The sequence below is a fragment of the Providencia heimbachae ATCC 35613 genome, from assembly GCF_001655055.1.
Classification (GTDB): Bacteria; Pseudomonadota; Gammaproteobacteria; order Enterobacterales; family Enterobacteriaceae; genus Providencia; species Providencia heimbachae.
The window spans coordinates 18,730-31,992 of sequence record NZ_LXEW01000051.1 but is presented as its reverse complement, the minus strand read 5'-3'; the positions used below and the strand labels follow the sequence as shown (position 1 = coordinate 31,992).

Here is a 13,263-nt window from a genome sequence, read left to right as displayed (position 1 = left end):
GATTAAATTAAAAAGGCGACTTACGTCGCCTTTTTATACCAAACAGTGTATTACAGCGATTTCATTTCAATCTTCGCCATCATATCCGCTAATTTGCTACGATTTTTAAGCCCGACATCAGGTTGTGAAACAGATAATGCAGAGATGGCTGTCGCCATACGCAATGTATGTTCGCTCGACTCACCATTGAGTAAACCGTAAGCAAGCCCTGCCACCATTGAATCTCCAGCACCTACAGTGCTAATGACTTCACAATGTGGCGGTTTCGCTAGCCAAGACCCCGAAGCATTGACCCACAACGCCCCCTCTTCCCCAAGCGAAATGACCACGTGAGAGATACCTTTTTCTCTCAGTTCATGTGCCGCTGAGATAACGTCTTTTAAGTCAGGCAATTTCCTACCTACCCAACTTTCTAGCTCGTGACGATTGGGTTTAACCAACCATGGTGATGCTTTAAGGCCCGCTTTAAGCGCTTCACGGCTACTATCAAAAATAATACAAGGGCATAATTGACGTAAGCGGATCATCCAGCGCGTAAACTCCTCTGGAATAATGCCGTCTGGTAGACTGCCGCTGACTACCACCATATCAAATTGACCAAGCCAATTAAGCGACTCTGTTGAAAAACGGTTCCAGTCTTCTTGGCTTACGTCAAAACCTGAGAAATTGAAGTCAGTTGAGTCACCATTTTTTTCCGTCAACTTAACGTTGATGCGAGTACGACCGGGAACCATACTAAATCGGTTTGCCATCCCATTTTCGCTAAAAAAATGTTGAAACTCTTCTTGATTATCTTTTCCCATGAAGCCACTAACGGTGATATCAACACCAAGATCACGCAGCACTTTAGCCACGTTAATGCCTTTGCCCCCAGCATTGAGGCTAGCAGTCTTAACAAGGTTGACTTCACCGACTTCGATGGCGGGACAAAGTCCAACAAGATCATAGGCAGGATTTAATGTAATTGTAGCAACCCGGCGAGTCATAACCACTAATCTCCCTTATCATTATTGTCATTTCATAAGATGTTCAATGCATAGTTATAACATTAAAGCATATTGTTTTCAGTGAAATTTGTATTTTTTCCTGATTGAATTTTGGCGATAACGTGGCAATATTCTGATGCTTAAAAACGCCATAACAAGGAGAAATAATGTCCAATTCTGCTAACGTCGTTGTTGGTGTCGGTGTCATTATCACCAACAAACAAGGCCAAATTTTGGTCGGTAAGCGCAGTAGTCGACATGCGCCATATTGGTCAATTTTTGGTGGCCATGTTGACCCAGGCGAATCGTTTGAAACCTGTGCAATACGGGAAATAAAAGAAGAGATTGGGATTGATATCGATAAGCCAACGGTATTTGGGATCAGTAATAACTTACAAACTTTTCGACAAGAGGGGAAGCATACGGTTTCTATCTGTATGCATGTGCAATACGATGGTGAAGTCAGTCCTAAAATCATGGAAGAAGATAAGTGTGAAGCTTTAATATGGATTTCTCCCGATGCCTTGCCTGAACCTCACTTTGAAGCGAGCCGTAATGCCATTTATCTTTGGCTAAACCAGCGCTTTTATCATCATACTGCCTAATCTGGTTCTAAAATGAGCAAATAGATTTATTTTTTAACTACTTGTTCATTTATTGCACATCTCGTTCTAATTATTCATTTTTTCCTATTTTTATTGTGCTTTTTATATTTACATCAATACATTCGCCACGTATCATCAAGCTAGTACATTGAAACATTAATTTAGGAGTCACCATGGCAGTTGATGCTACAACACAACAAAAACGCCCTTCAATATTAGGCGGTTCAATGATTATTGCCGGTACTGCAGTGGGTGCTGGTATGTTTTCTATCCCAATGGTGACTTCTGGCGTATGGTTTTCAGGCTCCGTTGCCCTTCTTATCTATACGTTTATTTGTATGCTGCTATCTGGGCTAATGATTTTAGAAGCCAATATGAATTACCCAGCAGGTGCAAGCTTCCATACCATGGTTAAAGATTTGCTTGGTTCTAACTGGAATGCAATCAATAGCCTATCCATTACTTTTGTTCTCTATATTTTGACTTATGCTTATATCTCGGCGGGTAGCTCAATTATTACAGGCAACTTGTCAGAATATGTGCAAATTCCACAAGCGGTAGCTGGGCTTGTATTCGCCCTAATTGTTGCTTTTTTTGTTTGGATTTCAACCCGCGCAGTCGATAGATTAAGTACTATCTTAATTGGTGGGATGGTGATTACCTTTATTATGTCCATCGGTGGCATGGTCACAACCGCTTCACCTTCAATTTTATTTAATCAAATTGATCAGGGTGATACACAATATCTACCTTATGCACTTGCTGCATTGCCTTATTTATTAACCTCATTTGGCTATCATGGCAATGTTCCGGGCTTAGTTAAGTATTATAACAAGGATAGCCGCAGTGTTGTTCTCAGCCTTATATATGGTGCGGTTATCACGGTAACTATCTATATTTTATGGCAGTATGCGATACAAGGAAATATCCCTCGTTCGGCATTCATTGAAATCAGAGAAAATGGCAATAATATTGATGCCTTACTCAAACAGATGAATATCTCTACGCAAAATAGCTTGGTATCTCAATTCCTAAATCTGTTTTCATATATGGCATTAGCAAGCTCATTTTTGGGTGTTTCCCTAGGCTTATTTGACTTTATCGCTGATTTTTTTAAATTTAATGATAACAAACCAGGACGCTTAAAGTCTGTATTAATCACATTTTTGCCGCCAACCGTCTTAGCCTTAATTTTCCCTAATGGCTTCATTTACGCCATTGGTTTTGCCGGACTCGCCGCAACAATTTGGGCGGTTATTGTTCCCGCTTTAATGGCAAAAGAAAGTCGTAAACGTTTTCCAAATAACAGCTATAAAGCACCCGGGGGCACCTTTATTATTATTTTTGTCATCCTATTTGGTGTTATCAATGCGGTAGCTCATATTTTATCTTTAATCGGTGTTTTACCCGTTTTCTAATAAAATTCTGACTGAAATATCATCCCTAGCACTGACTAGGGATTTTTTTCACTTAAAATTGATATCAACATCTTGCCTATTCGCTTATCTGCGAGTAATTTTGTCGAACTCTTTTTGACAATAACGAAGAAGGTTATTTATGGCCAAGGCCAACGAAATCAAACGTGGTTTAGCGATTAACTACAACGGTAAATTACTGCTAGTTAAAGATATTGATATTCAAGCACCAAGTGCTCGTGGTGCAAGCACTTTGTACAAGATGCGCTTTACAGATATCAAAACGGGCCAAAAAGTAGAAGAGCGCTTCAAAGGTGATGATATTTTAGAAACGATTTCGTTAACTCGACGAGCTGTTAGCTTTTCTTATATAGATGGTGATGAATATGTATTCATGGATAATGAAGACTATACGCCTTATATTTTTAAGAAAGCAGATATTGAAGAAGAATTACTGTTTATTCCTGAAGAAGGCTTACCGGGAATGCAAGTGTTGACCATTGAAGGACAAGTTCTCGCTTTAGAATTACCCCAAACCGTTGATATGGTGATTATCGAAACCGCTCCAGGCATCAAAGGTGCATCTGCAAGCGCTCGAAATAAGCCGGCAACCATGGCAACGGGTTTAACTGTACTGGTACCGGAATACCTCACCAGCGGTGAAAAAATACGTATTCATATCCCTGAACGTCGTTATATGAGTCGCTGCGACTAATCCTTGTTATGCCTAGGGGGGAAAACGCCCATAGGCATAATCTATTATTCAACCGCATATGCCCTCCCCGCTAACTGGCTTGTAACCCCTGCTACACTAAAAATCAATCATACATAATGGTATAAATACCTAATGTATTATCTTTATTAATCCAATTAAATTTTTGTGTACCTTTACTGTTAGGCAACGCAATTTCTTTTCCATTTAATTTTTTAATATTAACTGAAATCCTTTTTTCTTTTCCATTGTCATGCCAGCATTTGGTTTCAATATTTTGCCCTAAGGACTGAACAATACAAGGCGGTGCAACAATTGCCCCCGTAAATCGAATAACACCTGAAGACGCATGCTTAATGTCACTATTCTCTGATGCGAATGCCGAAAAATTCAATGTTAGCGCTACAAGTACAAATGCGGTCTCGATAATTTTTTTTACTAAGCTAGCCATATTATTCCCTCCTCTCAAACTTAAGTTATCGTCACTTTCGGTGATTTATTTACACCTAATTATTTATTTTTGTTCTCAAGAACATTAGCGACATATTAATTTGAGAGGGTGAATATATATTTCACTTCTAGTCGTAGTTTTTTATTTTTATCAGAACCTAATATTTGAAATTATATTAGTCGACTTGATCACACTTTTAAGCTTAACCACACATTCTGCAACTTTAATCTAATGATTTATATTAAAATAAGTCTGTATTTTAGTGTTTTTCAATATGGAACCTTAATATTCTAACTTTCTACTGCCGATTTTAAATAAGTGTTATTTGATATGAAAAAATTATTCTCAAAGCAGGTTAAATTACGCCCTGAAAATATCATTGCATCGGGTAGGCAGCGTACATGCTACCAACACCCTGAGCATGATGACCTATGTATAAAGGTTCATCATGCTGATAGAGATGAAAAAGAAACTTTACGTGAAGTACGTTATTATCAGCGGATGTATAAGAACCATTTTATTGCCACTACGGTATCAAAATATTATGGTACCCAAACTACAAACTTGGGAACAGGTTATATTTTCCAATTAATAAAAGACAAAACTGGAAATGTTTCCCACACACTCGATTTTTATTTAAAAAATGATAAATCGTTTTTAAAACATAAAAAAAATATTAGACTTGCCTATCAAAATTTCAAAGCTAGCGTATTTAAAGAAGCAATTACGACGATGGCATTAAAATCCTATAATATTGTTTACCAATTAGGATATAAGCCATCAGGACAATTTTTCATCATCGATAACTTAGGTTCGTCAAATTTAATTCCTCTTGATTATTATTCAACCACCATCGCACGAGCAACTCTTGCTCGTCGATTTTCTGATTTTGAGAAACGTATTTATCGGGAATATCATATCAAACTCTGATCGCCAACAAAGGCTGACCACTGTACATTAACACAGCCATTATTGATTTTAATCGATAAACTTCAAACTTAAAATATTATAAGATTATCTTTAATTAAAAACATGACCAAAATACAGGCTTAATTAAGGCCATTAATTGAGTTTGTTTGAATTTAAATTTAAACTTCTTTACAATTGAATTTCTGCTCTTGTTAGTTATTCAAATAAACATGAAAAACAAGCCAACAAATGTGAACTTGATCTTCTTTTTTCTTGTATAAATCACCACGCAAGCAGCGAAAACACGCTATTATTAATGATTAATGTTTCAATTAGTGACTGATAGCATTTCCAATCTAATGTTTTGTAAATTCCACCCCGAATAACTCGCCATTTCAGCTTTGTTTATGTATGCTCTTAATGTTTGGTTTAAACGTCGTTGTTATACCAAACTCAAGGAGTGATTGTTTTAGCGAGTTTTGGTTATTGTCCTATAATCAATAAGGTGGTTAGAGCACCAAGAATGCAAGCTAATTCAGATAATGACTTTAGGCATTTTGAGTAAACACTTTCTGCGAAAAATACACTGTTGTCGTTCTAAAATGCGTTTTTCACAGGGATTAGTTTAAATTTATTGTGTCTATTTACACAGCAATAAGAAGATTGAATGGCAAGGGATATATACAATAATGTTAACCACTGAAAAATTTAAGCGCTATGCTTGGCGCATTGTTCCGGCGATTGCAATTGCCGTTACACTATCAGCATGTACCAATCCAAAGGCGACAAAGAATCCTCAATATTCAGCAAAATCAGATGCTCGCATGCTTAATACAGCGTCTAATGATTCTCTCGCAAAAGCTTCCCAAGATGAATTTGAAGAACTAGTTCAAAGTGTCGATACCAAATCTAAAATAATGAATCAATATGCCAACTGGAAAGGTGTAAGTTACCGTCTTGGTGGTACAACGAAAAATGGCATTGATTGTTCAAGTTTTGTTCAGCGCACGTTTTTCGAGCAATTTGGTGTGCAGTTACCACGTACCACTTCAGAACAACAATCTTCGGGTAAAAGCATTAAAAGAAATAATTTGAAAGCGGGTGACCTTGTTTTATTTAAAACAGGTCGAACCATGAAGCACGTTGGTATTTATATTGGTGACAACAAATTTGTCCATGCATCAACAAGCAGCGGTGTTATTGTCTCTGAAATGAGTAATGATTACTGGAGTAAAAGGTATTATGCAGGCCGTCGTATCATTAATGGATCATAATCACCAATAACATTATTCTTGCCATGTATTCCCAATAAAAAAGCTTCCAGGCTCTAAACCGGAAGCTTTTTTATTGGGAAAAATTAATGATTAAATTCAATGATACTTTGCGATATAGAGGTGATACGTTCACTATAATGCAATTGCATGGACAGATATTCGAATCAAATACTTTTTAGTTCAAAAGCCCAAACGAAGTGAGCTAATTTAAAATCCAAGGTCTAATCCTCAGAATTAAGCACAATAATATCCGGATGCCAATTCAGCAATGGCAACACCTGAAGCTTTTAAACGGCACATCGCAGGCAATTCATCATTAGCATGAATAAATAAGCAAATCTCTTTCTGCCATTCCAAGATAGCACTATCAATTTGCATATCTGATAACGATTCAGACAACTGCTGCATCGCAATACAATCTGTTGCACAGTCATGACTAAGTAATTTTAGCCCCACAAGTTTATCGCTATTGACATCGTTCATAGGAACAACTTCTACATCTTTTCCTATTTTACCTGATAACCAGCGGTAGCTTTGCGGTAGCCTGTGCACCACCGAAAGACCAAATTTTTCCACAAAAATATCCTATTAATACATTGAGCATTTGCGGTATAAAAGCCAAATGGCGCTATTTATACAACTGAGTATTCTACTAAATAAAAATGCACTTTCTTTTGTGATCCACAACCAAAAGTAATGGCCTCACCCTCTCCCAATAACACAAATCAGGTCTAAGTAGAGTTACATAACCTTCTGCGACCCCTCGTTCAAACCGAGCTTTATCACAGACCAAAAGTAACATTAATGTTAAAATTTAGAACTCAAATATAACATTAAAAATATAATATGTCGTTAAATTTTTGTGACATAAATCATTGCAAGAGTATTTTATTAACATATATGTTAAATTTTAAATTACTTTTGAAAAAAAATCTCAACATGACAGGTAATTCACAAAACTATTTTTTACATTTTTAAACCTACACTTATAACAATAGCCTATTTTTTGAATTACAGTCGATTTTTACTCATCTTTTTAGGTACTATTACAATGTGTAATTTACACATAAATTTAACAAATAATCATCGATTGATAATTGATTTAGATCATTTTTTACGATAATTTTTAATACCGCTACTTTATTAATCATTTTTTACGAATGATTGTAGGGGGAGATGGATGCTTAAGATGAATAATGTGTTCGAGTAATAAATATCAAAGAGAAGAGTTTTGCGAGGAAATAACTTATTTCAGCTTCGTCCATGAAACTGAATATGATCAAAACAGATTATTTAGCTTTTTTAGCCAGTAATACAAATAGCATTGATAATGCCACACAGGCAACCATTGAACCCACCATTGGCCAAGCATTTTTTGCCGGGATCAAAGATAATAAAGTCCCTACCAATGCCCCGATAGAGAAACGAATTGTCCCTGCTAATGATGACACTGTACCCGCTATGTGGGGATAATTATCTAGAATAACCGCCATTGCATTTGATGTGATCATCGCAATGCCACTGACGTAAATCGCTACGCCAATAACGAGAGTCCAAAAATCTAACCCCATTGCCGTCGTCGCCAATAACCATATTCCCATGACAAATTGAATAATGATGCCAAAATAAAGCATTCGTTCAGCACCAAAATGTCTAACATAACGCCCATTAATCGTGGTCATTATAAATAGAAATACAATATTGATACCAAAATAGTAACCAAAATGCTGAGGAGAAACACCATTCAAATCAATATAGACAAATGCCCCTGCATTCAAAAATGAAAACATACCCGCAAATGAAAATGAACTGGCAAGAATATAAAAGAAAACCTGTTTTGCTCTAAATAAAGTGACGAACTGCCTTAATGTGGTACCTACATGAAATTTTTGTCGTTTTTCAACAGGTAAGGTTTCACGGATAAAAAAGCTTACCAGAATGACCGCAATAACTGCTGCAATGGCAATGCTCCAAAAGATAGCGTGCCAAGAGAACCAACGCATCATCTCTCCCCCTAGAATAGGGGCAAGTAACGGTGCAATGGTCATGACCAATACCACAAAAGACATGCTGCGAGAAAATTCATCTCGCGTAAACATATCGCGCATCAAAGCATTGATGACAACACCGGCGGCTGCAGCGGCAAAACCATGTAAAAATCTTAACCAAATAAAGGTATCAATAGATTCGGTAACTGCACAAGCTACTGAAACAATTGCAAAAACAACAACGCCGCCTAAAATAACGGGTTTACGCCCTATACTATCTGCCATTGGACCATAAAAAAGTTGCCCGACTGCAAATCCAAAAATGTAGCTATTCAGGGTCATTTGGATACGCCCTGCATCTACATTAAAGTATTCAGCCATGATCGGAAAACCGGGTAGGTACATATCAATGGCTAATGGCATTAGCATTGATAATAATCCTAAAATTAGTATCAGCCCCAGATAAGATGAACGCTGCTGTTGCACTCTTAAAACTCCTGATTTTTTTGATGATTAACGTGGCACAATTATACTGTTGATTTCTTCTTCAGTCAGTGGACGATACTCTCCAGGTTCGAGATCTGCATCCAGCCAAATTCCCCCAACACGCTCTCGGTGCAATCCACAAACATGGTTTCCGACGGCTGCAAACATTCGCTTAACTTGGTGGTATCGGCCTTCACTTATCGTCAATAACACTTCTTTTGGACTAATGATTTCAACTTGAGCCGGTTTTGTTGCCGTTTTTTCACCATTTAACATCACCCCTTGCTCAAGCTGCGCAATCGCCTCGGTGGTAATATCTTCACTAAGTTGAACTCGATAGGTTTTTACGCAATGATGCTTTGGTGAGGTTATACGGTGAGACCACTGTCCATCGTCCGTCAATAGTACTAAACCTGTAGTATCAATATCTAAGCGCCCTGCTGAATGCAGTTTTTGTGCCACAGGCTCTTCAATAAAGAAAAGGATTGTCGGGTGCGTTGGGTCGTCAGTTGAACAAATATAACCTTGCGGTTTATGCAGCATAAAATAACGAGGGCCGGTGACTTGAACTAAGACGTTACCATCAAAAGCAACTTCTTTATCTGGCGTGACTTGAAAGGAGCCTGATTTTACGATTTCATCGTCAACGGTTATATTGCCAGCTCGTAGCTCACGGGCTACTAAACTCCGGCTTATCCCTAATTGCTGGGACAAAAATTTATCCAGTCGCATAGATTCTCTTAACTTGATGGAATGCCAGCGAAGCGTACAATAGCGCCTAGCTGTCAGAATATGGAAAGAAAGGTTGCTGTGATTAATATCACATATTTCATTATATCAATAACGTCATACAAGTGATAGCTTCACTGAGCTAACTCGCACTTTTAGGTTGAGCCGTTGTTTTAACTAAAATTTAACATTCATCATCTAACTTTTTTGAACAAATACTGAATAATATGCCTTCTGCATCACTTAAGCCTTTCGTACTGCGTCCTTATCAGCAAGAAGCTGTCGATGCAACTGTACGTTATTTTCGCCAGCATCCTGAGCCCGCAGTGATTGTTTTGCCTACCGGCGCTGGGAAAAGTCTCGTTATTGCCGAACTGGCACGCCTTGCTCGAGGGCGTGTACTGGTACTTGCCCATGTAAAAGAACTCGTTGAGCAAAACCACGCCAAATACCTCGCTTATGGTTTAGAAGCCGATATTTTTGCTGCGGGTCTCAATCGTAAAGAATCAAACAGTAAGGTTGTTTTTGGTAGTGTTCAATCTGTTGCTCGTAATTTGAATCATTTTGATGATAATTTTTCCTTAGTTATCATCGATGAGTGTCACCGCATTAGTTTGAATGAAGACAGCCAATATCAACAAATCATTCATCATTTGCAAAAACATAATCACTTATTGCGTATTTTAGGCCTGACAGCCACACCTTACCGCTTAGGCAGCGGTTGGATTTATCAATACCATTATCATGGAATGGTCAAAGGTGACGAACGCTGTTTTTTTCGCGAGTGTATTTATGAACTCCCGTTGCATTATATGATTAAAAATAAGTTCCTTGTTCCCCCTGAAAGGCTCGACATGCCTGTTTTGCAATATGATTTTAGCCAAGTTTCAATCAATAAATCGGGTATTTTCAGCGAACAGGAACTGAACTTATCGCTAAAAAAACAACAACGGGTTACGCCTAAAATTGTGGCTCAAATTATAGACTATGCATTACCTTTACAAGGTTGTATGATTTTTGCTGCAACGGTTGAACACGCCAAAGAAATCCTCAGTTATCTACCTAAACATACCGCTGCGCTTGTGACGGCAGACACACCAGCCGCTGAGCGACAAGATGTCATAAAGCAATTTAAGAACAAAAAATTACACTTTCTTGTAAATGTCTCCGTACTCACCACAGGGTTCGATGCACCTCATGTGGATGTGATCGCCATATTGCGCCCCACTGAATCAGTCAGCTTATATCAGCAAATTGTGGGTCGAGGACTACGTCTCGCTGAGGGTAAAACGCAATGTTTAATTTTAGATTATGCCGGTAACCCACATGACCTTTTTCGTCCTGAAGTTGGCAGCACTAAGCCCAACTCATCTAGCGTTCCCGTACAAATTTTTTGTCCCCTATGCCAATTTGCCAACACCTTTTGGGGGAAATGCACCTCTGACGGACAAATCGTTGAACATTACGGCCGTCGCTGCCAAGGCTGGGAAGAAGATGAGAAAGGGAAAAAACAGCAATGTGAATTTCGCTTTCGTTTTAAACAATGCCCGCACTGTGGCGCTGAAAATGATATTGCAGCACGTCGATGTCATCAATGTCAGGAAGTTCTTTCTGATCCCGATGACATGCTAAAAGCGGCGCTAAAACTCAGAGATGCCTTAATTTTGCGCTGTGGTGGAATGCAATTCACCACGGGCACTGATACGAAAGGTGAATGGCTTAAAATCACTTATTATGATGAAGAGGGTACCTCAGTTTCTGAACGCTTTCGGTTAGCAACACCTGCGCAAAGAAAAGCGTTTGAATACCGTTTTTTACGCCATCATCATCGGGCACCCGGCGTACCTTTTGTGTGGAATAATGCAAATGATATTATTTCTCAACAATCATTACTTCGCTATCCACAATTTATTGTTTCTCGTAAAAAAGATAATTTCTGGGAAATCCGTGAAAAAATTTTTGATTACCAAGGTCGTTTTCGGTTAGCCGCTCAACTTTATTAATATTTATTGTCTTAAATTCAACTTTAGGCTGTGATGTGATTAGATTAACTCATTGAAAAACTAAGGGGGTAGATCTTAATGATTGCCCGCTGAGCGTTTTTTCGCTAAAATACTGCCGCCTCTTAGTATCTCTTACACATTATGGTGTAATTGTTCTCAGGGCCAAATATCGAACCTGCTGCTGGGTCGCCTGTAGCAGGATTTTATTTTTTCTTTTATAGAGAAATAGTAATGTTAACTATCAATGCAATTGAACGTAAAGAGCAGGGCAAGGGTGCGAGCCGCCGCCTGCGCAGAGATAACCAGCTTCCAGCTATCGTTTACGGTGGCAACCAAGAGCCTATCTCTGTTACTCTAAACCACGATGAAGTCATCAACCAAGAAAGCAAAGCAGGATTCTATGATGTTCTGACTCTGGTTATCGATGGTAAAGAGACTAAAGTAAAAGTTCAGGCAGTTCAACGTCACCCATTTAAGCCGAAAGTGACGCATATTGACTTCCTGCGCGCTTAATTAAAGCCCACAGCCGAGCTTTAAGTATTTTCGGGACGCCGAGTAAATAACGCCGCAATTGCGGCGTTATTTATTTCTAGGACAAAACTTATTTAGCTTATTTCCCACTACGACGCTGCAACTGGTCACGCAAATTCGGTGGAGTGCCTCGAATTGTCAGCGTATCCGTCACGGGATCCCAAAAAATTCGCTCCCCCATCAACATCGCATCAAAACTCATCGTTATTCCTCCACCACTACCTGAAAATTTCGTGAGTTGCTTAAGAGTTCCTCTATCTGCAGGAAAGCTCTCCTCCAATTGATAGTCATTTTGGCGGGCGAAATCATCAAAGCTTTGATCTTCAACAACGGGTAACTCTTTCGCAAGTCCTTGAAGCTCGATTTCCTCACCTGATTGCATTTGCTCAGTGCAATAACTATGAACCTGCTGGCGATAAGCTTGGCGCGTGTTTTTATCCATCTGCGCGTTATCACAAAAATCGTCCAATGCTTGCACTAAACCTTTATTTTGGACTTTAGCATTCAAGCCTTCAGATGCGGCCAAAAAATCCATAAAAAAATCAGAAACTTTTCGCCCTACCCGTCCTTTTAGGAAAGTTAAATAACGCTTTGATTCAGGATTTGTTTCCCACTCTGTTAAATCAATGCGAGCCACAATATCCGCATGAGGAATATCTAAATAATGGGTTGTTCCTAAATCTAAGGTATCCGTGACAAACATGCTGTCGCAGCTGTTTAAAACAGAAATCAGGAGGTATTCAACGGCGAGGTAGCGATATTGGCAAAACAGTACGACTCCGCCTTCTGCAAATGGATATTTGGCTAATTCATCTTTTAAGCGCACCGTCATCGCACGGCTAAAACCTAAAAATTCCTCATCACCTTTACGCAATAGCCTCAATGCATCAGCAAGTTCACTCTCTTCGTTAAACTCACCAAAGGCTTTATTTTTCGCACTGTATACACGATGTAATTCAGCCATCATGTCTTGCACAACATCATTCGTCGTTAATAAAGAATCACGTAACATCACTTCCAGTGTTTGTTCATCTCGTTTAATCAACTGATGTAACGCTATCTGGGAGATTTCCAGACTCATTGTTGGCTCCTTGTCTTCGGGAAAAATATTGTCGCGCGTATTCAAACATTGATACTATTCCTCTGCAATAGAAACTCACATTTTCTATTTTTT

13 protein-coding genes are annotated in these 13,263 nt (G+C 38.6%); 7 read left to right on the top strand and 6 right to left on the bottom strand.

Annotated elements, in window-relative coordinates; all coding sequences use genetic code 11:
* Positions 1-50: 50 nt before the first annotated feature.
* Positions 51-986: a 1-phosphofructokinase gene (gene fruK / locus M998_RS18470; RefSeq protein WP_068910218.1), complete on the bottom strand. Its 936-nt coding sequence runs from the start codon at positions 984-986 to the stop codon at positions 51-53.
* Between the two features lie 167 nt (positions 987-1,153).
* Between fruK and M998_RS18465 the strand changes: the two genes are divergently transcribed.
* From M998_RS18465 to yeiP, 3 genes are all read left to right on the top strand, one after another.
* Complete coding sequence (locus tag M998_RS18465) at positions 1,154-1,591, top strand: nucleotide triphosphate diphosphatase NUDT15 (RefSeq protein ID WP_068910213.1); 438 nt, start codon at positions 1,154-1,156, stop codon at positions 1,589-1,591.
* Positions 1,592-1,764: 173 nt separating this feature from the next.
* The gene (gene mtr, locus M998_RS18460; protein WP_068910212.1) at positions 1,765-3,009 is read left to right on the top strand and encodes a tryptophan permease; all 1,245 of its coding nucleotides are present in this window, start codon (positions 1,765-1,767) and stop codon (positions 3,007-3,009) included.
* A 139-nt stretch (positions 3,010-3,148) separates the two neighbouring features.
* Positions 3,149-3,721: an elongation factor P-like protein YeiP gene (yeiP, locus tag M998_RS18455; protein WP_068444733.1), complete on the top strand. Its 573-nt coding sequence runs from the start codon at positions 3,149-3,151 to the stop codon at positions 3,719-3,721.
* 103 nt (positions 3,722-3,824) lie between these two features.
* On the opposite strand, the gene M998_RS18450 is transcribed toward yeiP, so the two are convergent.
* Complete coding sequence (locus tag M998_RS18450; protein WP_068444734.1) at positions 3,825-4,169, bottom strand: YmdA family protein; 345 nt, start codon at positions 4,167-4,169, stop codon at positions 3,825-3,827.
* Positions 4,170-4,499: 330 nt separating this feature from the next.
* On the opposite strand from M998_RS18450, the gene M998_RS18445 reads away from it, so the two are divergent.
* Together M998_RS18445 and mepS are read left to right on the top strand one after the other, a co-directional pair.
* Positions 4,500-5,099, top strand: coding sequence for a YrbL family protein (locus M998_RS18445; RefSeq protein WP_068444737.1), 600 nt, complete (start codon positions 4,500-4,502; stop codon positions 5,097-5,099).
* A 668-nt stretch (positions 5,100-5,767) separates the two neighbouring features.
* The gene (gene mepS / locus M998_RS18440) at positions 5,768-6,352 is read left to right on the top strand and encodes a bifunctional murein DD-endopeptidase/murein LD-carboxypeptidase (RefSeq protein ID WP_068444739.1); all 585 of its coding nucleotides are present in this window, start codon (positions 5,768-5,770) and stop codon (positions 6,350-6,352) included.
* Positions 6,353-6,586: 234 nt separating this feature from the next.
* On the opposite strand, the gene M998_RS18435 is transcribed toward mepS, so the two are convergent.
* The 3 genes from M998_RS18435 to rsuA form a co-directional block, all read right to left on the bottom strand.
* Positions 6,587-6,928 (bottom strand): YejG family protein, encoded by a 342-nt coding sequence (locus M998_RS18435; RefSeq protein WP_068444741.1) that lies wholly within the window; start codon positions 6,926-6,928, stop codon positions 6,587-6,589.
* A gap of 713 nt (positions 6,929-7,641) precedes the next feature.
* Positions 7,642-8,826 (bottom strand): Bcr/CflA family multidrug efflux MFS transporter, encoded by a 1,185-nt coding sequence (locus M998_RS18430; RefSeq protein ID WP_068444742.1) that lies wholly within the window; start codon positions 8,824-8,826, stop codon positions 7,642-7,644.
* Between the two features lie 27 nt (positions 8,827-8,853).
* Positions 8,854-9,558 (bottom strand): 16S rRNA pseudouridine(516) synthase RsuA, encoded by a 705-nt coding sequence (gene rsuA, locus M998_RS18425; protein WP_068444745.1) that lies wholly within the window; start codon positions 9,556-9,558, stop codon positions 8,854-8,856.
* Positions 9,559-9,782: 224 nt separating this feature from the next.
* Here rsuA and radD point away from each other — a divergent pair, with 224 nt between their 5' ends.
* Entirely contained in the window at positions 9,783-11,558 is a 1,776-nt protein-coding gene (radD, locus tag M998_RS18420) for a DNA repair helicase RadD (RefSeq protein ID WP_068910210.1), read from the top strand.
* A gap of 231 nt (positions 11,559-11,789) precedes the next feature.
* Positions 11,790-12,071, top strand: a complete 282-nt coding sequence (rplY, locus tag M998_RS18415) for a 50S ribosomal protein L25 (RefSeq protein WP_068444749.1) — start codon at positions 11,790-11,792, stop codon at positions 12,069-12,071.
* A 97-nt stretch (positions 12,072-12,168) separates the two neighbouring features.
* Here the strand turns inward: rplY and yejK are convergent, their stop codons facing one another.
* A complete protein-coding gene (yejK, locus tag M998_RS18410) occupies positions 12,169-13,170 on the bottom strand; it encodes a nucleoid-associated protein YejK (protein ID WP_068444751.1) in 1,002 nt (333 codons plus the stop codon).
* Positions 13,171-13,263: the final 93 nt, after the last annotated feature.